Source organism: Pseudomonas sp. P2S-1 (assembly GCF_057197725.1).
On sequence record NZ_CM170068.1, the window covers coordinates 1,857,592 to 1,877,026 of the forward strand.

13 protein-coding genes are annotated in these 19,435 nt (G+C 63.4%); 7 read left to right on the forward strand and 6 right to left on the reverse strand.

Annotated features, from left to right (window positions below; genetic code table 11):
• Positions 1-53: 53 nt before the first annotated feature.
• The 3 genes from AC2CQI_RS08195 to AC2CQI_RS08205 all read right to left on the reverse strand — a co-directional run bounded on the left by AC2CQI_RS08195 (position 54) and on the right by AC2CQI_RS08205 (position 11,400).
• Positions 54-4,127, reverse strand: coding sequence for a Tc toxin subunit A-related protein (locus tag AC2CQI_RS08195; protein WP_484579836.1), 4,074 nt, complete (start codon positions 4,125-4,127; stop codon positions 54-56).
• On the reverse strand, positions 4,124-9,691 hold the full coding sequence (locus AC2CQI_RS08200; RefSeq protein WP_484579837.1) for a Tc toxin subunit A: 5,568 nt from the start codon (positions 9,689-9,691) through the stop codon (positions 4,124-4,126). Before AC2CQI_RS08200 ends, AC2CQI_RS08195 begins: the two co-directional genes overlap by 4 nt.
• Positions 9,692-9,849: 158 nt before the next feature.
• A complete protein-coding gene (locus tag AC2CQI_RS08205; protein WP_484579838.1) occupies positions 9,850-11,400 on the reverse strand; it encodes a sensor domain-containing diguanylate cyclase in 1,551 nt (516 codons plus the stop codon).
• Between the two features lie 364 nt (positions 11,401-11,764).
• Between AC2CQI_RS08205 and AC2CQI_RS08210 the strand changes: the two genes are divergently transcribed.
• Together AC2CQI_RS08210 and lpxO are read left to right on the forward strand one after the other, a co-directional pair.
• Positions 11,765-12,307, forward strand: coding sequence for an AidA/PixA family protein (locus AC2CQI_RS08210; RefSeq protein WP_075801704.1), 543 nt, complete (start codon positions 11,765-11,767; stop codon positions 12,305-12,307).
• A 160-nt stretch (positions 12,308-12,467) separates the two neighbouring features.
• The gene (gene lpxO, locus AC2CQI_RS08215) at positions 12,468-13,367 is read left to right on the forward strand and encodes a lipid A hydroxylase LpxO (protein WP_484579839.1); all 900 of its coding nucleotides are present in this window, start codon (positions 12,468-12,470) and stop codon (positions 13,365-13,367) included.
• A 102-nt stretch (positions 13,368-13,469) separates the two neighbouring features.
• Here lpxO and AC2CQI_RS08220 read toward each other — a convergent pair whose 3' ends face one another.
• Positions 13,470-14,024, reverse strand: coding sequence for a helix-turn-helix domain-containing protein (locus AC2CQI_RS08220; protein ID WP_484579840.1), 555 nt, complete (start codon positions 14,022-14,024; stop codon positions 13,470-13,472).
• Positions 14,025-14,099: 75 nt separating this feature from the next.
• On the opposite strand from AC2CQI_RS08220, the gene AC2CQI_RS08225 reads away from it, so the two are divergent.
• The 5 genes from AC2CQI_RS08225 (at position 14,100) to AC2CQI_RS08245 (ending at position 18,446) form a co-directional block, all read left to right on the forward strand.
• The gene (locus AC2CQI_RS08225; protein WP_484579841.1) at positions 14,100-15,500 is read left to right on the forward strand and encodes an L-lactate permease; all 1,401 of its coding nucleotides are present in this window, start codon (positions 14,100-14,102) and stop codon (positions 15,498-15,500) included.
• A 95-nt stretch (positions 15,501-15,595) separates the two neighbouring features.
• A complete protein-coding gene (locus AC2CQI_RS08230) occupies positions 15,596-15,940 on the forward strand; it encodes a carboxymuconolactone decarboxylase family protein (protein ID WP_075801701.1) in 345 nt (114 codons plus the stop codon).
• 150 nt (positions 15,941-16,090) lie between these two features.
• Positions 16,091-16,648, forward strand: coding sequence for a GNAT family N-acetyltransferase (locus tag AC2CQI_RS08235; protein WP_484579842.1), 558 nt, complete (start codon positions 16,091-16,093; stop codon positions 16,646-16,648).
• The gene (locus AC2CQI_RS08240) at positions 16,648-17,556 is read left to right on the forward strand and encodes a LysR family transcriptional regulator (protein ID WP_075803404.1); all 909 of its coding nucleotides are present in this window, start codon (positions 16,648-16,650) and stop codon (positions 17,554-17,556) included. The genes AC2CQI_RS08235 and AC2CQI_RS08240 overlap by 1 nt, the downstream gene beginning before the upstream one ends.
• A complete protein-coding gene (locus tag AC2CQI_RS08245; RefSeq protein WP_484579843.1) occupies positions 17,556-18,446 on the forward strand; it encodes a LysR substrate-binding domain-containing protein in 891 nt (296 codons plus the stop codon). The genes AC2CQI_RS08240 and AC2CQI_RS08245 overlap by 1 nt, the downstream gene beginning before the upstream one ends.
• Positions 18,447-18,455: 9 nt before the next feature.
• On the opposite strand, the gene AC2CQI_RS08250 is transcribed toward AC2CQI_RS08245, so the two are convergent.
• Both AC2CQI_RS08250 and AC2CQI_RS08255 read right to left on the reverse strand, forming a co-directional pair.
• The gene (locus AC2CQI_RS08250) at positions 18,456-18,875 is read right to left on the reverse strand and encodes a hypothetical protein (RefSeq protein ID WP_484579844.1); all 420 of its coding nucleotides are present in this window, start codon (positions 18,873-18,875) and stop codon (positions 18,456-18,458) included.
• A gap of 96 nt (positions 18,876-18,971) precedes the next feature.
• Positions 18,972-19,430: a methyl-accepting chemotaxis protein gene (locus AC2CQI_RS08255; RefSeq protein WP_372239119.1), complete on the reverse strand. Its 459-nt coding sequence runs from the start codon at positions 19,428-19,430 to the stop codon at positions 18,972-18,974.
• Positions 19,431-19,435: the final 5 nt, after the last annotated feature.

The following is a 19,435-nucleotide window of genomic DNA, read 5'->3' on the forward strand; positions in this document are numbered from 1 at the left end:
GCAAGCGGCGCTCGATCTCAATAGCGCCGAACACCTACCGCCATGCATCCGCCTCAATCCCCAAGCAACCCCTCCACATGCCCGGCAAAGTCCGGCCCGCCATCCAGCGCCGTATAGCGCAACTGCACGATGATATCGGTCAGGCTTTCGAGCATGTCGGTTTGCTCGGCGTGCCGCGGGAAGCGCAGTTCCCAGTGCGACAAGGCGCCGGTACCCTCGAATGGCAGGTAGCGTTCGTCGTTGAAGTCGAGCTGGAACACGCCGTGGTCGTCGATGCCGCGTGACAGGCAGATGCTCTGGCTGGCGCGGGGGTTGTAGAGGATGTGGCTGGCGTCGCCCTCCGGCTGGTTGTACAGCTCGTTCATTGCCCGCGGATCGGCCTTGAGCACGGTACGGCTGGAAACCTGGGTGAGCACCGCGCGCACATCCTGGTAAGGGCCGACCAGCGCCGGCAGCGAGACCGAGACGCTGACCAGCTGGCGCAGGTAATGCCCCGGATAGTCGCCATCGAACAGGCGCGGTGCCAGTTCGAAATTGAGCACACCCTCGTTGATCACGCCCTTCAGCGCAGTCTCCCAGTTCTGGTCGCTGCCAGGCTGGTTGAACAGTTGCTTGAGCGAAATGGTGCGCACCAGTTCCTGGCGCCGTTCGAAGCGCTTGAGCCAGGCCGCCTCCATGCGCAGCAACTGCAGGCGCAGGGCCTCGCCGGCGGTCAGGCCGAAGTGGTTGTCGAACCAGACGTTCGGCTGGATGAAGCGGGTCTGGTAGTCGCCCATTTCGTAATGCCAACTGGCTTCGCCGTTCAGGCATAGGGCGACTACCGCGTCGTAGGCCTGGTAGTAGAAGGTCGACATCTGGCTGAGCAGCCACTGGTAGAGCCCGGCGTTGGTGCTGCGGGACTTGAGGAAGCGGTAGTAGTCCTGGGCCTGCTGCTCGGCCTTGCTGGCTTGGGCTATCTGCACCTTGGCCATATCGATGGCGCTACGCTGGGCAGTGATCTGTTCGTCAATGGCTTCCAGTTCGGCGGCGGCCTGGTCGCGTTGCAGCTCCCAGTCCTGAAGGCGGCGTCGGTATTGCTCGTTCGAGCTTAGCCGGTCAGCGGTGATGCGTTGACCAGAGGCCACCAGTTGAAACACGCCTGCGGTCGCCAACAATGCGGAACCCAGGCGGATAGGGCCGCCACCAAATGTGGTAACGACTACGGACCCCATTTGCAAGGCTCCGGCAGCGGTTTCGAAGCCCTCGCCGATAGCGGAGGACACGGCAGCAGCCGTCTGGAACGCAAGCGAATCCATTTCGCCCAAGGACATGTCTTCATCCGCCAGACGGTCGTAATGTGCCCGTCGCTGGTCGATCACCCGACGACTTGCCTCCAGCGCCAGCAGGGTCGCATCAGCCTGCTCCAGCCCCACCTCCTGCAACTGGATGGCGAACTGCGAAAGCTCCAGGACGTGAGCATGTTGCAGTTCTTCCTGCTCGGCACGGTCCTTGAGCTCACGGTACATCCGCACCTGCTCGCCAAAGCGGCTCAGCGTTTCCACCGCATTTTGCAGCCGCGGGAGCAGCGCCCGGAACCGGAACGCCAGCACCGGCGCCATGCTGCCGACGCTGCGCTGCACCAGGCCGCTGCCGCTGTTTTGCGCGCGCAGCAGGTCCAGCGGATCAAGTAGCTTCGCGTAGAGCGGCAGCATGAGCGGCTTGCCGTCGATGGTCAGGTTGTTGCGCAGGTTGCCGATGCGGCTTTCCAACTGGTCCCACAGGTCCAGCAACTGGGTGTTGACCGGCAGGCGGAAACGCGGCGAATCGAGCAGTTCCAGCCAGGGCGTGCTGTCGGGCGCCAGTTGCAGCGGCAGCCCGGCCGGCAGTTGCGCCTCGATCGTCGCGAACAGGCTTTCGTCCGGGGTCGCCGCCTCCTCCAGGGTCACCGGTTCCCAGCGCCCGATCATGCGGTTGTCCGGACGCGGCCCGAGCAGGCTCAGGGCGCGGGTGTAGATAAGCTTGGCCTCGTTCAGCGAGTCGCGGGTCAAGCGGCGGTAGAGCAGGTCGCCATAGCCCAGCAGGTTCTGCACGTAGAACGCGAAGATGCCCTTGCGGTAATGCACCGGTTTCGAATAGCAGATGGCATCCGGATCGGCGATGCCATCGACCTCGTAATCGCCCCGGCCCGGTTCGTCCAGCGGCCGCACGCCCCAGTAGTAGGGGCTGGGGGGATTGGTCGGCTTGATCCGCGCCTGCGGATTGAAGATGTAGTGCAGCCACTCTTCGGCGCCCTGGAAATCCATCTCGTTGTTCAGGCGCCAAGCCACGGCGTGAGGGATATGGAAGAACAGCTCCCAGAAGTAGCGACCGTTGGCGCCGTGGAAGTCCATGTGCTGCTCTTGGGTAGTTCCCGGTAATGGCGGCTCCTTGATGTGCTGTGAGTCCCAATTGATCAGGGCGTCCACCGAGATCAGGGCACGGGCGACCAGCTCTTTGGCGAAGAGCGTGTTCAAACGCACGTACCGCAGGCCTTTCAGGCCGAGGTTACCCAGGTCCAGGTACTGGCCACCTTTGTTCCCGACCAGTAGCGGTGCCTTGGGAACCACGCCCGACACGGTGACCTCATAGTGATTGATCGAATCGAATGGCGGGAAACCAAGCGCAACCACGAGCTGTTCGTCCTGAACGACAGGTTTGGTTATCACCGTGGTTTGCACATTACCGTTGAGGATAACCGTGTTCGTCCATGTCCAATCCTTGGTATCCCCTCGGTAACCGTCCATGACGAACGCCGCCTGGGCCGGTCCGTGATAACCCAGTGCAAGGTTGGAGCGACCCTGCAGCCAGAAATAGGGCCCATTGCCATTGAAGCCGAGCTGGCAGTCCAGGTGCAGGCGGCCATTGAACGGGCCTTGGACGGCATGCTCCCCGTCGCGCACATTGCGCACCGTCACATTCAAGGGTTTGTCGCTGACCAGAGGGTGCTGCAGGGCGTTGGGCGGCTCGACGAAGTGGCGAATGCCGTGAGCGATCCTCTGCGTCTCGGTCGGCGGTTCGTTCTCGTTCTCAGGAGGTTTCGGCGTGAATTGCTCATGAAGCAGCACCCTGAAACGCATATCCAGAACCAGGCCCTCGAGCATCGCGTCCTTGTTGAGCGCAAAGCCGATGACGATCTTCTTGTCCTGCGGGTCGGCTAGGTTGACGAAGGCCATCAGGCGGGTATAGACCCGTGCCCCCTCATGCTGCAGGTCATAGCTCATCGGTACCGACCAGGTTCCCTCCAGCGTGCGATAGGCCAGCTTGAGACGATAACGGTTTACCGGCTCCATCAGCCCCGGCACCTCGGCCCGCTCGGCGGGGACCGCCTTCTGCTCGACGCGCTCCTCGATCCAGACCACATACAGCCGCCCTTCCAGTACCAGCGGACGCATATGCATCACTTCGTCGCCCTTCGGCACCTCCACCGGCATCCATTCGCTCCAGGCCGTAGGGCTCAGGTAGTCGTCATCCTCGGCGCGCGCCTCCTCGGGATCGCCAAAACGAACCGCCGCCTTGCGCCAGAACCAGGCACGCGGCTCGACGTTCTGCCGGCCGATGAAGTAGTAGTCGGCATTGCGCAAATCCAGCCCATCGATATAGCCGGTGGCCACCTCCAGGTTGCTGATCGTCTCGAACTTGTCCAGGTAATGCTGCAACGCGCGCTGCACCGAGTCCTTGGAAATCCGGCTCTGGTCGGTATCGCCGAGGAACTCGCGGAAAGCCGTAGTCTGTTTCAGGCGCAGGTTGGGCACCAGGTAGTTTTCCGGGTAGTCGCGCAGCATCTGGTTGGCGCCCCAAACCGCATACTCGCTTTTCGCCACCCGCCACTGCTGCTGCTCGCTGCCTTCGAGCATGCCCAGGTAGCCAGGCTCCATGCCGTTGAAGATGGCGTGGATATATTGCTGGATACTGGCCATGCCCATGGCGATGCGACTGGTATCGACCTTGGCGCTGACCTGGTTGTCGATCAGCAGGAACTCGTAAAGGTCCTGCTCGGTGACCAGGCCGCGCCCGGCTTCCACCGAGTGTTGCGGGACAATCTGGCCGAGGTAGTAGGCGACCAGCGCATCGCGGAGGTCTTCGGCGAGCTTGGCGAAGATGGGGTTCATGATTCAACTCCAGAAGCACTGTCGGCGATGATGGGAAATTCGGTAGGTCCGTACAGACAGAAACGTCTGTCGGTTAAATGACCCAGCGCAAGCCGAAGAAGATTTTCAGACGTATTCGCTAATGTTCCGAGCGTGAACCCATGCGCCTCTGGAGTGGCTCTAAGGTTTCTCATGGTGTCATCTATATGAAGCTCGAACAGGTAGCTCTGGCCATCTTCGGTGAAGACAAAGCCTTTCCTTCGGGCGTAATGGACATTGATCCGAATGAGCGTTTCGGCTTCACGGGTCATTTCAACATCCGTGGCAATCAGTTCGCGGACCAGCAAATCCAGGGTGCGAGACAAATGGCCAAGGGAAATCAACAGTGGGTACTGACCTTCGATCAGCGCATTGCGCGCATCGACGTCTAGCCAGGTCTGGCCGTTCGCATCGGTAGGCCCACCTCCACGGAATTCCACGCTTTGAACCTGTTTTTTTCCAGGAAGCAGTGGCAAACCACTGATGCCGCCTCCGGCATCACTCAACGTCAGCACGAGCCGGGACGTATCTCCCTGGTCGGCCACGAAAGTGTTCCCACTGCCGACAATGCCTGAATCGGTGGCTGGCAGCAGCGTCAAGGTGGCTTCGCTTATGATCCGCTTGGCCTCGAAGGTATCCGAACCAACGAAATGCACACGTCTGGACAAGTCACCTGTCCGATTGAAACGACATTTCGATTCAATGGCACCCAAGTCACCTGTAAAGGAAGTACAAGGCAGCCAAACATCACCCTGTCCGTAGGAAGTCAGGTCGGCCACTTGCGACGAAGCGCCAGCAAGGAACAGTTGCACGCGAGTCTGTCCTTCCGGCAACGTCATGGGTGCCGCTCCGTTGCGCCGAGCCAGGCGGCCACCGAATGCCGCATGATCCTTGCCATCCAGGGGTCCCCGGAAGAAGTGCAACTCGCTCTTCTCCAGATCAAGCAGGTATCGCAAGCTGAACTTCAGTGCTAGGGTGACGCCAAGGTTCGACTTCACGTTCAGAACGATGTCGTTGGAGTAAGGGTCACTGTCAGCCAGGAAGGCTGCCTTGCTGCAGTCAATCTGCAATGTCACACCGCCATCTTCTGCGCAATCCAGAAGCTGGCCCAAGGGCGGGCTGAACGTAACGCCCAGAGAAGCCGGATTCGCGCCCTCGCCCAGACTGAAGGTCATACGTCCCTGGCTGTCGCCCTCGCCGTCGTTGCGCACGGCACGTACTAAAAGGCTCGAACTCAGGCCGGGGTCGATACAGTACGCGCCCTTGACTGCATCGACCGGCACCATGCCCGGACTGTTCGACCCTACTTGCGCCACGAGCTCTGCGTGCTGTGCCACCACCCTCACCTTGAAATTAAACTCGTCACCCGCGCGCACCGACTTCACGGTGATGGTGTGAGTGCCCACCTCATTGTCATTGAAATGTGCCTGGTAGCCCGTCACACCCTCGGCAGTGGTCTTGGTCGTCGCCAGCAGTTCGTCGCCCTTCCACCAGGTCACCGGCAACTCCGCCGCAGCTGGTTCCAGACGCACACGGAAGGTGGCCGCCAGGAACTGACCGACGATGTAGAACTGTTCGGCAGGTTCCATTTCCACCAATCTGGGCAGTTCATGAATCGTCGTGCGTTCGGACGACAAGGGCTGCAACGGTTTGTCGTTGAACGTAGCCTTGACCGTGACTGTCACCTCGCCGGGTTCATCGGCGGTGTACTCGATGCTGGCGATACCCTGCGCATCGGTAATACTGCGGTCGGCGCTGAAACTGCCGACATCGGCATCCCAATGCGCGGTCAGTTTGTCTTGCGGACTGCCATCGAGATTGACCGCCCGACAGGTCACGGTGACGGGTTGGGTGGCGGCCACCGGCCCGTTGAACCGCACATACTGGAAGTACTGCTGTTCGAGAAACTCCACCGCCTCGTAGGTATGCGCCTCGCCATTGAGCGGCAGCCTGACCACCACCACCGCCTCGCCGGACGACAGGCTGCGCAGACGCGCACTGGCCAGGCCTTTGGCATCGGTACGGGTCTGCGGGCGCTCGAAAGTCCCAAGGTCGGTGCTCCACTCCAGCACCCGATCGCGCCCGGGGTTGCCAAAGTCGTCCTCGAGGCGCAGACCATATTCGATCAATGCCAGGTTGCCGGCCAACGCCTCCATCGGCGCGCACACCGGGTCCTTGATGGTCAGGGAGGTCTCATCGCAATCGATCAGGATCAACGGTGCAAGAATCTGCCGGTCGAGACCAAAACGAGCAATGATCTGGGCGGTTCCCATTTCCTCGCCGGCCAGCAGATAGTTTTCCACCTGGCCGTTTTCGTCCGTGGTGAACGAAGAGGGACCGCCGAGTCGTGAATGATCGGTTTCCCAGGTGACGGTGATCCCCGGCAGAGGCTCGCCGGCAAAGTTCTTCACGGTCAGCAGGCATATCGCCCTGCCCCCCGCCTTGGCCACCAGACGCAGCACATCCACCACGATCCACGAAGCCTCGCTCTGACCTAGCTCGCCTTGGGCCGTCGATTGCCCCCTTTGCTGCTCCACCAGGCTACTCAGGGCGCTCTCGGCCGCAGCACGGTACTCCTCGCGCAGGCTGTTGCTACGTAGCCGGCTCAACGCAACGGCCGCCGCGCTGCCCAGTTGCAGTTTGGTACAGGCCTGGCGTACTCGGACCAGATGACCCAGTTGCCGAACCGTGACGATCAGCCCGTTATCGGTGATCTCTGCGGCAGTCTCGAGGATGTCGCGTACACCGAAACCGGTGAATTGCGCAATCTTGCCGGCAGCGTCCTCGCGGATCAGTTGCAGGTCCTGCTCGGTGAGGTCCGGTGGCAGGTTGTTGACCAGTTTCAGATAGTCCAGCAGCACCTGCTCGGCCTGCTTGGTAAACGCCAGCAAATAGTGGTACTGGGTCAGCAGGTGGAGATTAGCGAACGTGATGGTGCCACCGTCACCGCCCATCTCTCCCTCGAACCACTCCGGGTGCAGGCGCCAGCTTCGCAGTGCCAAGGGGCTAAGACCGAGTTGCTCGACGATGCCCATACGGTGACCAAGGCGTGCAAGCAATTCGAGAATATCGTCGCCAATCGGCACTGGCAGCGGATCCTCCTCCACAAACAGCTCATGGACCTCCTCCAGCAATTGGTAGCTGCTGCCACCCGCCCAGGCCAGTACTTCCTGGCTCAACTCGGCGCTGCCCCCGAAGCTGCTGGCCAGTGACTCCCAGACCAGCGCGTGCTGAGCCGAGCGGGCATCCATCACCAGTTGGAAGACGCGGATGACGATATGCGGACCGTCTTCCAGCTCAAGATTGTCCACGATCAATTCCAGCCGACTTTTCAGCGCGGCTTCATAATCCTCGATGTTCGGGTACTCGCCCGGTTCGACGATCAATCCTTCCTTGGAGACAAAAACCTGCAACAGGGTCATCCAGTCGATGGGGGTGGGTTCGTCCTTGCCGGAAATCATCGGCAATCCCGCATCGCTGAAAACCATATTACTGAGCAAGGTCGGCAACATGCGTCCGTGCATTTGCCGCAACAAGTCCAGCTCGACACCACTGGCGGCCGCTGGTGGTGCCAGCGGCATCAGATGCTGGTAGAGCCAGGAGACACTCAGGTCATGCTCCCGGCACCACTGCACGGCATCGGCCATCGACTGCACCACGCTCAGGGTGTCGCTCAGGTCACTGTGCTGATGAATGGCCAGGGTGGTATTGACCAGGCGCGAAACGTACTGATGCCCGCGCTCCCCGATCAGTTGCAGCAGCGCCAAGGCCTCGATGCTGGTGAGACCGAGCAACGCCGGCAAGCGGGCGAGGCGGTAGAAGGCGGAAATGACCGAATGTGACCAATGCAGCACCTCGGCTTGCCCTTTGGCCAGGAGCGCCTGCTGATCCCCTGTCTGGACGATGTAGCGGGCAAGGTACAGGTAGGTTTCGTAATCGATGCCCAAGGCCGCGCACAGATGGTGGATGCGGCGATACTCCACTTCGTTGCCAGGCGCGATATTGAAAGGGCGCCCATCGAGCACCAGCGGCTCGCTGAACAGCGTCGGGTCATTGAAGACCCGGTCGAACTGCGGGATCTCGCTCCCTCGGGCATACAGGGCGACACCTTGCAGGAGCGCTGCGAACTCCTCGGCCTGGACTTTGAAGTCACGGCGCAGGCGACGGAAAAGTCCGAGGGCACGCAGGGTGTTCTCGGTGATTTCGCGCCCCCGGCCCGCCTCACCATATTCGGCCTGCAAAGCGGCGTCGAGGAGCTGGTCGGTCTCGCCGAAGGGCAGCTCGAGCCAGCGTGCCAGGCGGATCATGCGCTGCATGCGGTCGAAATGGTCGTTGCTCCAGTCGCTGAGGCGGTGTTGCTTGTCGACCGTGCTCACACCGATTGCCGGCTCGATGCCGCTGTTGATATAGACCGAGCCGAAGCGCGCCGGCCCCGGTACTGTCAGCCCTGGCACGTTCGGAGACGCTACCGGCGCATAGCGCTGTATCGACAGCAGCGACTCAATGCCGTCCTGGTTCAGCCCGGTGCGCAGACAGAAGGCGCTCAGCGGCAAGAGATCCTCGGCCTTCTCCGCCCCATAGTGACGCATGAAGAAAGCGTTCTGCAGGGTATGCAGCGACTCGCGCAACAACGTGCGCGGGTTGGTCAGGGTCTGTACCGTGCGGGCGCTGGCGCGCCGCGCGCCACGGGGGAAATATGCCGCTTCGAGGAGCAGGGCACGCTGCTCGGGGCCCAGTGCCGTGTCCATCTGCAGCGCATCGTCGGAGCGCAGCGAATGCAGGCCGAGACGGCAGAAATAGGGAAACTCCGGATCGAGCTGGCGCACCAGGTCGCCGAGTCCGTAGTTCTTTGGCTGGAGGATGTTGTTGATTTGCGACATGTAGCGTTCGAACGGCAAGCCCAGCGGATAGCGCGACTCGAGCAAGGCATCGTCAACCGCCAGGGTCTTCTGGTTGAGCTCGTCGAGATGACGGCGCGCGGCGCCTTCGAGGATTTCGTTGACAATGCCGATGGTCGGCTCAACCCGCTCCAGGGCCTGGTTGTCGAGCAGCAGCGCAGCCAGGTCCGGGCGCCGCTCGGCAAGCAGGATGGGCGTAGCCTCCTCAGTGTTGGCCAGCGGCTCGATCACTCTCGTGACCCAGGTGAATAGCGCGGTCAAATAGGCAGCCGGCGAGGTAGTGGCCTCGATCGAGCCGGGTAGGCAATTATCGCTCCAACTCGGGCTGAACTGGCTTTCAAAGGTCGGGCCCTCGACCAAGGCGCGGAGCCCGGTGCGCCACGGCTGGTCGCCGCTGTCCTCGGTCGTCAGGCGCTCCTCGCGATACTCACGCGCAGCCAGCACCGCCAGGGCACTGGCACGCTGGTGCAGACGCCGGGCGTCCTCGCCCGCCAGGCCGGGGATGCGCTGCATCAAGCTGTCGAGGTTGCCACGGGCAATGGCAAAGGCCGACCCGAGGCCAGCCTGCAACAGTTGCTCGGCCTGCTCGGGCCGGGTGGCGATACGGGACAGGGAATTACCGGAGGGTGTGGCCTTGCGCCGAGCCATGGGCAGGTTCTCCATCGAGTGCTGCGGCGCTAGCGGGCCGCCCGTTCGATGAAGCTAACCAGCCGGGAACATTCGCGCTACTGACAGAAATATCAGGCGCCGCGCAAAGGCAGGAGATAGACGGGCCTCCAGAACGACAACGCCTGCAGGCCAGCGCGCTACTCCAGCACTACCCGGTTCCGCCCGCCCTGCTTTGCCCTGTACATCAACTCATCCGCCCGCTTCAGCGCGGCATGGCTGTCATCGCCCGCCGCACAACGGGCCACCCCCAGCGACACCGTGACATGCCCCACCGGCTCGATTCGCGTTATCTCGACCTGCCCGCGCAAGCGCTCGGCCATCTCCCCGGCGGCGGCGATGGGTGTGTCTGGCAGCAGCAGGAGAAACTCCTCGCCGCCCAGGCGAAACGCCAGGTCGCCTTCCCGCGAGCACTCGCGCAGCACACCCGCCAGCCGCGCCAGCACCTCATCGCCGACATCGTGGCCATGGCCGTCGTTGATCGCTTTGAAATGGTCGATATCCACGGCGATCACGGCAAAGCCCTGCTTGCGCTCGTCCATCACCTCCAGCGCCTCACCCAGGGCCCGGCGGTTGAACAGGCCGGTCAGCGGGTCGGTCTGCGCCTGCAGGTTGAGGCGCCCCATGCGCTCCTGCATCACGTTGATCCCGCGCAGCAGCGCGCGCTTGATGTGGTCCGCCTCGAAATACCAGGCGCGTACCGCGCGAATGCGCTCCGGCGAGCTGCTGGCGTTCATCGCATTGGCGTTGTCCGCCAGTTGGCGCAGCGGCCGGGTGATCAGCAAGGTCATCCACCAGATGCCGATCAGCCCGAGCACGCCCACCGGCGCCGTGCCGCGGAACATCTGCCACATCAGCCGGTCCAGCGGCGCCACGGTGTCGCGGTAGGGCTTTTGCGAAACCACGCCCCAACGCGTCAGGGGAATGCTGGCGAAGCCGGCGAGCATCTCGACGCCCTGGGTATTGACCACCTGCATGGCGCCACTCTTGCCGGTAAGCAGTTCGTCCACCGCCAGGTTGGCCCCGACCACGCTGCCAACCCGGTCGAACTGCGGGTGGTAGAGCAGGCGGCGGTTGTTGTCGACCACGTAGCTGAGGGTGCCGTCACGGTAGAAGTGGTTGCTGATCAGGGTGTGCAGGATGCCCTTTTCGCGCAGGTACACGGCGCCGCCGACAAAGCCCAGGTAGCGCTGCTGATCGTCGAACACCGGGTGCGAGATGAACACCACCAGGTTGCCGGTGCTGGAGGTGTAGGCGTCGCTGATCAGGGGCACGCGGCTGTTCAGCGCATGCTCGGCACCGCTGGAGGTCAGGGCCTGGCCGTCGTGCAGCAAGGACGGCGGCCAGGCCGCAAGGACATGGCCGGTGGCGTCGACGATGGTGATGGCGTTGAAGCCCTGGTCCTGTTCCTGGATGCGTTTCGCTTCGGCATGCAGCAGGCGCGGGTCACCGAAATCGCGGCTCATCTGATCGACGCTGTAGGCCAGTTGCTGCTGCGCAGACAAAAGAAAGGCCTCGATGCTCGACGCCACCTTGGCGGCATAGGCGCGGTTGGCTTCCAGGGCGTTGTCCACCAGCACCTGGTGCTGCACCTGGCGCGCCGCATAGAAGCTGTTGGCCAGGGTCACGCCGGCGGTGACCAGGGCAAACAGCAGGATGATCTTGCGCAGGTCGATGTGCTTGAAGGTCATTGGGTCCTTTCCCGGGCAGGCGGTCCTCGGAACGATAGAACAATTGCTTCGGAGCAGGGCCGGAAGCCGGGCTACGACAACGGAAATCCACACGAGTTGCCGTCAGTTCCCGTAAGCCTTCAGCCATTGCGCCCGCGCGACATGACCTCATCACGACCCAGGACATCGGCGCATTGCCAGACAATTCAACAGGATAGCCAAGGGCCGGAGAAGCCGCGGATCGAACCCCTGTCATCCGCCGTGAATTGACATCAGATAGCCATCAACCATCCTTGATCCCGCGACCGCACCCAGGGACCGGGAGCCGGGATGCGCCCAACGGGCGTGGTCGCCTTGTCAACCCAACACCAATGGAGAGTCATGCATGTCTGGAAACATCGTGGATGTATTGCTGGTGGTCGACGCCGATCAGATTATCGACGGGGTCGGTGGCACCCAGCAGAGCCGGGTACCGGGCGCTGTGTACCTGGTAGCCCAACGCAAGCTGGTGGATGGCAGTGCATCGGGTGATCAACAGGACGGAGGCAACGAACTCTGGATCGACGTGAAAAAAGGCGACGTCATCCGCTGGCGCGCCACCACCCTGTCGCGCAACTTCGACCGGTCGACCGTGATCTCCCGTGTGTACAAGGGCAACAAGCAAACGGCCAACGCGGGCGATATCTCCGACCCGGAGCTGCACTGGTTCGAGGATGTGCTGGTGCCTTACGTGAAAAAAGGCAGCAACGTGAGCAATCCGCCAAACATCGGCACCACCAGCACTACCGTCAGCCTCTGGCAGGCCGACGCCGAGAAGCCCGGCGCAGACAAGATCTGGTACATGATCGATTTCTACGTGCTTGACAGCCAGGGCAACATCATCAGCGAACGGCTGAATTGGGACCCGTTCATCACCGTCAACCCCTGAGCCCCTGCTGAAACGGCTCACCTCCCGGCTGCTGCGGGGGTGAGCCATTGCACCATGGTCGAGTCGGGTCACTGCAACATTTTGTACAAACCCACAGGGCAATTGATTATGCTGGCGGGCTTATGCCATGGCGCATCGCCACATCGACAAGTACCCGCCCATGAAAATCTTCATTGTCCTGTTGTTCGCCGTCTCCATTGCCTACGTGCATTTCCGTGGCCGCGTCCGACACAAGATCACCCGCCAGTTGGGCGACCACTCCAGCTTCCTGGCGCCGGTCAACGCCTTCCTTTACCTGTTCTCGAAGCTGCCGGCCAAGCCCTACCTGCCGACCGAGGCCTTCCCCGAACTCAAGCCCTTGCAGGACAACTGGCAGGAGATCCGCGAAGAAGCCCTGCAACTGCTGCATGTCGGCGAGATCAAGAGCTCGCAGAATTACGACGACGTCGGTTTCAACTCGTTCTTCAAGAGCGGCTGGAAGCGCTTTTACCTGAAGTGGTATGGCGAGAGCCACCCCTCGGCGATGAAGCTGTGCCCGCGCACCACCGAACTGCTGCAGAGCATCGGCACGGTCAAGGCGGCGATGTTCGCCACCCTGCCGCCGGGGTCGAAGCTGGTGCGGCACCGCGACCCTTATGCCGGCTCCTATCGCTATCACCTGGGCCTGGACACGCCGAACGACGAAGCCTGCTTCATCTGCGTCGACGGCGAGAACTACCACTGGCGCGACGGTGAAGCGGTGATGTTCGACGAGACCTATATCCACTACGCCGCCAACCAGACCGAGCACAACCGGGTGATCCTGTTCTGCGACGTCGAGCGGCCGCTGAAATACCGCTGGGCGACGGCGTTCAACCGCTGGTTCAGTACCAATGTCATGGCGGCGGCTGCGGCGCCGAACGATGCCGGGGACAAGACCGGCGGGATCAACCGGCTGTTCACCCGCATCTACAAGATCCGCGAGCGCGGCAAGGCGCTGAAGAAGCGCAATCGGGCGCGGTATTACGCGGAGAAGTGGGCGGTGGTGGCTTTGGTTGCGCTGGTGTTCATCTATATCTGAGGTGGCCCCAATCGCTGGCAAGCCAGCTCCCACAGGGTTCTGCAGCGACGCGGACACTGTGGGAGCTGGCTTGCCAGCGATGAGGCCCTCAGCTTCACCACCTTATTTGAAGATGGTCAGCAAGATCCGCACATCCCCCTCCCCCACATTCCTGAACCAGTGCTCGCAGTCCCCGCGCACCGTCGCCGTATCCCCTTCGTTCAACACCACCACCTGATCCCCGGCATGCACTTCCAGCGTCCCGGCGACGATATGGAAGATCTCCCGCGAGCCGCTCTTGTGCGGCGAGAACCTGGCCGATGACGCCCCCGGCGGCACGGTATAGGACAGCAACTCCAGATCCGGCCCAGGCCGCGCCAGGGCCAGGCGCACGATCCCGGTCTCCTCGTCGACGAAGCGCAGGTTGTCCCCCGCCCGGGTGACTTCGGTCGGTTCCTGCTCGATCAGCTCCGACAATTCGCAGCCCAGCCCCCGGGCGATCGCCAGCGCGTTGCGCAGGCTCGGACTCAGCATGCCGCGCTCCAGGCGCGACAACGCCGCTGCGGAAACCCCGCTGTTCTCCGCCAACTGATCCAGGGTCACTCCCAGTTGCAGGCGACGCTGGCGCACGGCCAGGCCGAACAGATCCTGTTCCGCATGTTCGTCTTTGTCTTTCATTCCGGTCCTTTCAATCTTGCCAATTGCTTATCAGCAAATATAATTGCGAAAACGCAAACCTGAGTAATTCGAACGATGAATGCCTTTCTTGCAGCGTCCCCGGTGTTTTCCGCGATCCTGGCCCTCGGCCTGGGCATCCGTTCGCTGCATGCGGCGCTGCTGGGTGTGTGCGCCGCGTTGCTGGCGGCCATTATTGCCTTTCCACTGGGTGCAGCGGAAATCGGCGTGGCCACGATCAAGTGGCTGCCGCTGGTGCTGGAGGTGCTGCTGATCGTCGGCGGCGGCCTGCTGATGTCCGAGGTGCTGCGCCATGCGGGCGCCCAGGCGGCGCTGGCCAACTGGATCAAGGGGCGTGCCGGTACAGGTGTCGCCGCCGTACTGCTCGTGGTACATGGCATTACACCGTTCGCCGAATCGGTAACCGGCTTTGGTATTGGCGTGACCATCGGCATTCCGCTGCTGGTGTACATGGGCCTGACGCCACGGCATGCGGCGCTGATCGGCCTGCTTGGCCTGTGCGCCGTGCCCTGGGGCTCGATGGGACCGGGGACGATGATCGCCGCGAGCCTGGCGGGGCTGGGTTTCGATGAGCTGGGGATCGCCTCGGCAGCGTTGAGCGTCCTGCCGTTCGCTATCAATGGTTGTGTCGCGGCGTGGCTGGTCAGTACACCGGGCGAGCGACCACGAGCCCTGCTGCTGGCACTGTTGTCGGCGCTGGTGCTGACCTTTGCCGTGGGCCTGGCAAACCTGGCGTTCGGCACGGCGCCGGCCGGTGCCGTGGGCAGCGTGGCGATCATCTGCCTGCACCTGCTGCGCGGCGGCCGGGCGGGCGGCGAAGCCTTGTTGCCGATCGGCAGACGCGCCTTGCACGCCTACGGCCTGCTGCTCGGCGGCGTCCTGATTGCCGGCAGCCTGGTGCGTTTCTCCGGCTTGCCTGAAACCTGGCACTACATCGCCTCCCCGGCCCTGTGGCTGTTCGTCGCCGCCCTGTGGTTCTGCGCCGGCCGGGTGCCCGCCGAACCGCTGGGGCGGGCATGGAAATCCTGGCTGCAGGTGGCCCCGGTGACCGGGCTGTTCATCATCATGGGCATCGTCATGGCGGTCAGCGGTACGGCGGCCTACCTTGCCCGGCTGCTGGCGGACATGGGCCCGGGCTACCTGGCGATCTCGCCCTTCGTGGGCGCCCTGGGCGGTTTCGTCACCGGTTCCAGCAGCGGCTCCAACGCCATGTTCGCCGCGACCCAGGCGGAGATCGCCAGGTCGCTCGGAGCGAATCTGCTGCTGTTCATGGCCACCCACAACGTGGCGGCGGCGATCTCCATCCTCGCCTCGCCGGGCAAGATCGAAATGGCCCTGCAACTGGCCGGCGGCGACGGCGCGCAACGACGTTGGGTCCAGCGCCTGGCGATCCTCGTGGTGCTGTGCAGCGCCGCGCTGATGGCGCTGCTCAATGTGCTGGCCGGCGACTGGTTCTAAAGCACTACCCGCTCAGGCCCAACGACCATTGGCGAGGCGGCGGGGAAGCGACTAGCTTCACTGTTCGATCGATCCAAACCAACAAGGTGAACACGATGAGCATGATGGACTGGGATGGTTACCGTAAGCAGTTGATGGCGGGAATCGGCGATCTGAAGCAGCTGTCGCCCGACACCGTGGCCGGCTACGCCACCGCCAGCGCGGCCGGGGCCAAGACCAATCACCTGGACGCCAAGACCCGCGAGCTGATCTCCCTTGCGGTGGCCGTCACCACCCGCTGCGACGGCTGCATCGCTGTGCACTCGCAGCAGGCGGTGAAGCATGGCGCGACCCGTGAAGAGATCGCCGAGGCGCTGGGGGTGGCGGTGGCGATGAATGCCGGCGCGGCCCTGGTGTATTCGGCGCGGGCGCTGGATGCGGTGGGCAAGGCGACCGAGTAAGGCTCCAGGGCCCTATCGCTGGCAAGCCAGCTCCCACAGGTTTTTGTACACCGCGAACCCTGTGGGAGCTGGCTTGCCAGCGATGAGGCCGGCACAGACCACGCAAATCCCCTAGAATGCCGGCTGCCCTCCCCCAGCCAAGGCCCCCGCATGCTGCAGATCCGCCCGATGACCGCCGCCGACTTCGACCGTTTCTGGCCCACCTTCCAGGCCATCGTCGCGGCCCGGGAAACCTATGCCTACGACCCCGCCATGACCCAGGAACAGGCCCGCCATCTCTGGCTCGATATCCCGGTGCACACGCTGGTTGCCGAGGAAAACGGCGAAATTCTCGGCGCCTACTACCTCAAGGCCAACGCCGCCGGCCCCGGCAGCCATGTCGGCAACTGCGGCTACATGGTCAGCGAAAATGCCCGCGGTCGCGGCATCGCCCGGCAGATGTGCGAACACTCCCAGCAACTGGCCCGCGCCTCGGGCTTTCTCGCCCTGCAATTCAACTCGGTGGTGTCGACCAACGAAGTCGCCGTCGCCCTCTGGACCAAGCTCGGCTTCGAGACGGTCGGGCGCCTGCCCAAGGCCTACCGCCACGCCCGCCTCGGCCTGGTCGATTGCCTGGTGATGTACAAGTGGCTGGGCGAGCCCGAGCAGCCGAAACTGATCGGCCGCAAGAATATCGAAGCCGTGGTCTCGCGGCGTCGCGGTCGCTGATGGAACACCGCCATCTGCGTGACGCCTTCGCCGGCCTGCCGCTGTTCTTCGCCGTCGCCGAGGAGCGCAGCTTCACCAGGGCCGCCGCACGCCTGGGCCTGTCGCAGACCGCCGTCAGCCATGGCATCCGCAACCTTGAAGCGCGCCTGGGCGTGCGCCTGCTATCACGCAACTCGCGCAGCGTGGTGCCGACCGAAGCCGGCGAGCGCCTGCTGCTGCAGGTGGCGCCGCAGATGGCGCAGATCGACGCCGAACTCCAGGCCCTCGACGAACTGCGCGATACACCCACCGGCAGCATCCGCATCACCGCCTCGGACCACGCCGTGCAATCGGTGCTGATGGGCAAGCTCAAGCGCTTCCTGCCGCACTACCCGGGAATCAAGGTGGAGATCTCCATCGACAACGCCCTGGTGGACATTGCCGCCGAGCGCTTCGATGCCGGGGTGCGCCTGGGCGAATCCCTGGCCCAGGACATGATCGCCGTACGCATCGCCCCGGACCTGCGCTTCGCCCTGGTCGCGACCAGGGCCTACCTCGCCCGGCATCCCGCTCCTGAGCATCCGCAGGACCTGACCCGGCACAACTGCATCAATATCCGCCTGTCCACCCATGGCAACCTCTGGGCCTGGGAATTCGAACGCGATGGCAAGGAACTGGCGGTGCGGGTCGATGGCCAACTCACCTTCAACCGCGCCACCGACTGCGTCGAAGCGGCGGTGGCCGGCCTCGGCCTGGCCTACGTACCGGAGGAGATGGCCGATCCCTGGCTGCGCTCCGGCCACCTGGTGCGCCTGCTGGAAGACTGGTGCCCGGCGTGGCCGGGCCTGCACCTCTACTACCCAAGCCGGCGCCAGCCATCGGGGGCCATGAGCCTGCTGATCGCCGCCCTGCGCCTGGAGACCGACTGATGGCCCGGGAACGTTACGGTGAACTGCTCGCCCTGCTGGCCGTGGCCCGCGAACGCAACTTCACCCGGGCGGCGGCGCAACTGGGCATGTCCCAGTCGATGCTCAGCTACACCATCCGCGAGATGGAAAAGCGCCTGGACATCCGCCTGCTCACCCGCACCACCCGCAGCGTGTCCCTGACCGAAGCCGGCGAACGCCTTCTTGAGGCGGTAGGCCCGCGTCTGGCGAACATCGCCGAAGAACTGCGCGCAGTCAGCGAGCTGGGCGACAGCCCCGGTGGCACCCTGCGTTTCACCGCCAGCGACCACGCCATCGACACCCTGCTCTGGCCAAAGCTGGCGCCACTGCTGCAACGCTATCCGCGTCTGCAGGTGGAGATGCACTCGGACTACGCCTTCACCGATATCGTCCAGGGCCGCTATGACTTCGGCGTACGCCTGGGGGACGGGTTGGCGAAGGATATCCAGGCGGTGCGCATCGGCCCGGACTTCCGCCTGGCCATCGTCGCTGCACCGGCTTACCTGGCCGAACGCGGGATGGCGCTAACCCCGGAAGAGCTGATGAACCACGACTGCATCAACCTGCGCCTGCCGACCATGGGCAACCTGTACGCCTGGGAACTGAAACGGGGCGAGCGGGAGCTGAACGTGCGGGTCAACGGGCGGCTGGTGTTCAACGGGATCTACCAGGTGATGAATGCAGCGCTGGATGGGCACGGGCTGGCCTACGTGCCCGAGGGCATGGCCCGCCCGCACCTCGACAGCGGGCGGCTGCTGCCGGTACTGGAAGACTGGTGGCGGGAGTTTCCGGGGTTTCATCTGTACTACTCCAACCAGCGCGAGGTGTCGCGGGCGATGTGCCTGGTGATCGATGAACTGCGCCTGGCCTGAGCACCAGGTTCAGGCCGTCGTGTCGACCCGACCCACCGAAACCCCCGGGGCCTGGCTCATCAACTGGATCAATTGCGCATGCAGGGCGAGCAGTTGCGCATTGGCGGCCGAGACAGTAGTGCGCTGGGCAGACAACGCCGCCGAGGCAGAGGGATTTTCCGCCGCCTCGGCGGCAAGCCGATCAAGCTTCTGCTGCTCTTGCTGCAAGCGTTTTTGCGCCTCCTGGATCAGTTCCCGAGTACGCCGCAGGAGATCCTGCTGGTTTTCCTTGCCCTGTTCCAGCGCAAACAGGGTTCCCATGGCATCCGATCCTTGTCTCTCGAGCTCGGAAGCCTCCTTGTCCAGCGGCTTCATCGGGGTCTGCATCCGAAGCACTGCTTTGTCGGTGTTCGCCTGTAGCCCCGTCACCCGCACTACCAAATCAGCCATGTTTTCCTCCACTCGCAATAGCTGTTGAATTCAGGTCAGGCTAACAGGCCAGTCTTCGGCGATTCGTTCTCCCCAGAAATGGACCGGCACACGCGTCTACCCCAGATCACTCACCACGCGCCCAATCCCCTCGACCACCTGCCTCGCGCCTTGCTGGATCTCCAGCATGGTGCTGCCGGCCTGCTCGGCCAGGGCCTGAACCTGGTCGGTGTGGGCACGGCTGGACTCGATGCCGCGGGTCGCGGCATCGGTCAGGGTGCGGTTCTGCTTGACCACATCGAAGATTTCCGCGGTCGCCTCGGTGGTACGTGCGGCCAACCGGCGGACCTCATCGGCCACTACCGCAAAGCCCCTGCCCTGTCCGCCAGCACGCGCCGCCTCGATCGCCGCATTGAGCGCCAGCAGGTTGGTCTGGGTGGCGATCGCACCAATGGTCTCGACGATCGACGCGATCAGCCGCGACTGGTTTTCCAGAGCGCCCATGCTCTCGGTCAATGCCTGCATTTGACCGGCGATATCGCGCATCGCCGTGGCCGCTTCACCGACCACGCCCATGCCAC

Coding starts and splice junctions, on each gene's coding strand:
- AC2CQI_RS08195 (WP_484579836.1), bottom strand. CDS start 4,127: ATGAACCCCATCTTCGCCAAGCTCGCCGAAGACCTCCGCGATGCGCTG.
- AC2CQI_RS08200 (WP_484579837.1), bottom strand. CDS start 9,691: ATGGCTCGGCGCAAGGCCACACCCTCCGGTAATTCCCTGTCCCGTATC.
- AC2CQI_RS08205 (WP_484579838.1), bottom strand. CDS start 11,400: ATGACCTTCAAGCACATCGACCTGCGCAAGATCATCCTGCTGTTTGCC.
- AC2CQI_RS08210 (WP_075801704.1), top strand. CDS start 11,765: ATGTCTGGAAACATCGTGGATGTATTGCTGGTGGTCGACGCCGATCAG.
- lpxO (WP_484579839.1), top strand. CDS start 12,468: ATGAAAATCTTCATTGTCCTGTTGTTCGCCGTCTCCATTGCCTACGTG.
- AC2CQI_RS08220 (WP_484579840.1), bottom strand. CDS start 14,024: ATGAAAGACAAAGACGAACATGCGGAACAGGATCTGTTCGGCCTGGCC.
- AC2CQI_RS08225 (WP_484579841.1), top strand. CDS start 14,100: ATGAATGCCTTTCTTGCAGCGTCCCCGGTGTTTTCCGCGATCCTGGCC.
- AC2CQI_RS08230 (WP_075801701.1), top strand. CDS start 15,596: ATGAGCATGATGGACTGGGATGGTTACCGTAAGCAGTTGATGGCGGGA.
- AC2CQI_RS08235 (WP_484579842.1), top strand. CDS start 16,091: ATGCTGCAGATCCGCCCGATGACCGCCGCCGACTTCGACCGTTTCTGG.
- AC2CQI_RS08240 (WP_075803404.1), top strand. CDS start 16,648: ATGGAACACCGCCATCTGCGTGACGCCTTCGCCGGCCTGCCGCTGTTC.
- AC2CQI_RS08245 (WP_484579843.1), top strand. CDS start 17,556: ATGGCCCGGGAACGTTACGGTGAACTGCTCGCCCTGCTGGCCGTGGCC.
- AC2CQI_RS08250 (WP_484579844.1), bottom strand. CDS start 18,875: ATGGCTGATTTGGTAGTGCGGGTGACGGGGCTACAGGCGAACACCGAC.
- AC2CQI_RS08255 (WP_372239119.1), bottom strand. CDS start 19,430: ATGGGCGTGGTCGGTGAAGCGGCCACGGCGATGCGCGATATCGCCGGT.